This is a genomic window from Streptomyces sp. NPDC002044 (assembly GCF_040296725.1).
Taxonomy (GTDB): domain Bacteria; phylum Actinomycetota; class Actinomycetes; order Streptomycetales; family Streptomycetaceae; genus Streptomyces; species Streptomyces antarcticus.
Genome location: NZ_JBEOXU010000308.1, coordinates 1 through 2115 on the forward strand (window position 1 = coordinate 1; position 2115 = coordinate 2115).

At 78.2% G+C, this 2115-nt stretch carries 1 protein-coding gene; it reads right to left on the bottom strand.

Going from position 1 to position 2115, the window contains the following annotated elements; genetic code table 11:
* Window positions 1-99 precede the first annotated feature (99 nt).
* Window positions 100-2010: a class I SAM-dependent methyltransferase gene (locus ABT106_RS31815; protein ID WP_351284497.1), complete on the bottom strand. Its 1911-nt coding sequence runs from the start codon at window positions 2008-2010 to the stop codon at window positions 100-102.
* Window positions 2011-2115: the final 105 nt, after the last annotated feature.

A 2115-nucleotide genomic window follows, 5' to 3' on the forward strand; every position in this document is an offset into this window, starting at 1 on the left:
TTCTGCAGCGGGTCATAGCCCTCGGCACGCCGGTCGTAGATCAGGTCCAGGGCCGTGGTGACCTGCTCCTCGTCGAAGGCCGGGGGGCCGGGGGCCGGGTCATCGAGGGGCCTTGCGGGCCAGCAGACGGTAGGCGTTGCCGCCGTCCGCGCGCCGGGCCGCCGCCGAGCGCACCGCGTCGAGCACGGCCGCCCCGGCGAAGCAGGGCAGTGCGGCGGCCCGTACCGCGCGGGCCAGGGCCCGCCCGCCCGGACCGGGGGCGGGGTCGGCGGCCCACGGCCGGTCCGGGTCCGGGGCCAGCCGGGTCGTGGTCAGGGCCACGGCGCCGAAGAAGTCGTTGCCCTGGTGGGCCGTCCCGTGCTCCTCGGCGAGGACCGTGAAACCCCGGTCCGCCAGCGCCTCGCGCAGGTTCCCCGCCGGGATGAGGTGCTGGTGCTGCGGCTGGAACCACGGCAGCCAGGCCGGGCCGAGCAGCCGGGCCATGCGCGATTCGGGGTCGGGGAGTTCGATGGCCAGGTACCCGCCCGGGGCGAGGACGGCGGCCGCCGCGTCCAGTTCCGCGAACGGGTCCCGCGTGTGCTCCAGGTAGTGGTACATGCTGACCACCTCGTACTGGCCCGCCAGCTTCCCGGCGAACTCCGGGAACTGGCCCTGGTAGCCCGTCTCCACCCAGCCGCGCCGCTCCGCCCCGCGGACGCCGTCACCCATGTCCAGCCCGTCGAACCGGGTGCCGGGCCAGACGGCCCGCGCCGCGTTGCAGAAGTGCCCGTGGCCGGTGCCGACGTCGAGCCACGACCCCGGGACCGTGTGGGGCCTCAGCATCTCGGCCCGGCCCCGGTAGGAGGCGCCGAGCCGCCCGAAGACCGTGCCCGCGCCCTCGCCGCCCCGCCCGTCGTAGAAGTCGCGGTAGTAGAACTCCAGCCCTTCCGGGCTAAGCCGGGGGTTCTGGAAGACGTGGCCGCAGTCCCCGCACCCCTCCAGCGTGAACCGGCCCGGCTTCCCCTGGAGCAGGTCCGGCACCCGGACCCGGACCGACAGCTCCCGGGAGCCGCACCAGGGACAGTCCGGCCGCCGCGCCTCCAGGAACCGTTCGGTACCGGCGGCCAGATCGGCCCGGTAGGCGGCGGCCCGCGCCCCGTCCGCCGTCCCCGCCGCGGAGGTCCGGGCGACGGCCGCCGCCGTACGCAGGGCCGTGCGGAGGGAGCGCACCGGCCGGGCCGCGGTCGCGGGCCCCAGATCCGCCGGGCGCAGCGGGGTGCCCGGGCCGCCGAGGGCCAGGTACGGCTGGAGCCAGTACAGCCCCGCCGCGGCCGCCCCCCACCGGCCCTGCCGTACGGCCACCCCCGCCAGCAGGGCCAGCCCGGCCAGCTGCGCGGCGGCCAGCGCCCCCGGCGGCAGCCCCTGGGCCCGCAGTTCGGCCGCCCGGACCTCCCCGGACGCCTCGCCCGGCCCCTCGGCCGCGGCGCTGCCGCAGCTCAGCCCCGGGGCGATGGCCAGCCCGGTGGCGTCGGGGGCGTACTCCTTCAGCCGCCGGATCAGCTCCAGGAGCCGTACGGGCTCGGGCGCCGGACCGGCGGCATCCACCCCGGCCCGCGCCAGCACCCCGTCGGACACGAGCACGGCGTACCCGGCGCCGCGGCCCTCGCCGAGGCGGTCCTCCCGGTAGCGGGCGGGGTCGACCAGCCGCAGCAGCCCCAGCGCCCGCTCGGCGCCGAGGTCCCCCGGCAGCAGGTCCAGCACGGCGAGACCCTCCCGGTCGGCGTGGGCGCACGCGGCGAGGAAGGTGGCGGCGTCCGCCTCGACGCCGCGGGCCGTCAGCAGCCGCCAGCCGGAGGCCCGCGGGACCCCGGAGGCCGTACCCGCCGGCGGCAGGGGCAGCACCGGGACGGCCCGCAGCCTGCGGCCCGCCCGTACGGTGCCCGCACCGAGCACGGCCAGCAGCGCCGCGGAGGTCCACGGGATCCGGACCGGCAGGCGGCCTCGGCCGGGGACGAGCGGGGATGGCGTCATAGCAGCTTCTCCAACCGGGAGAACCTGCCTTGAGTCGTGAAACTGACAGTTCGTCCTCCGGGCCCCAGGGGCGCGGCGGAGCCGCCTACCCTTCGGGTACCCCGC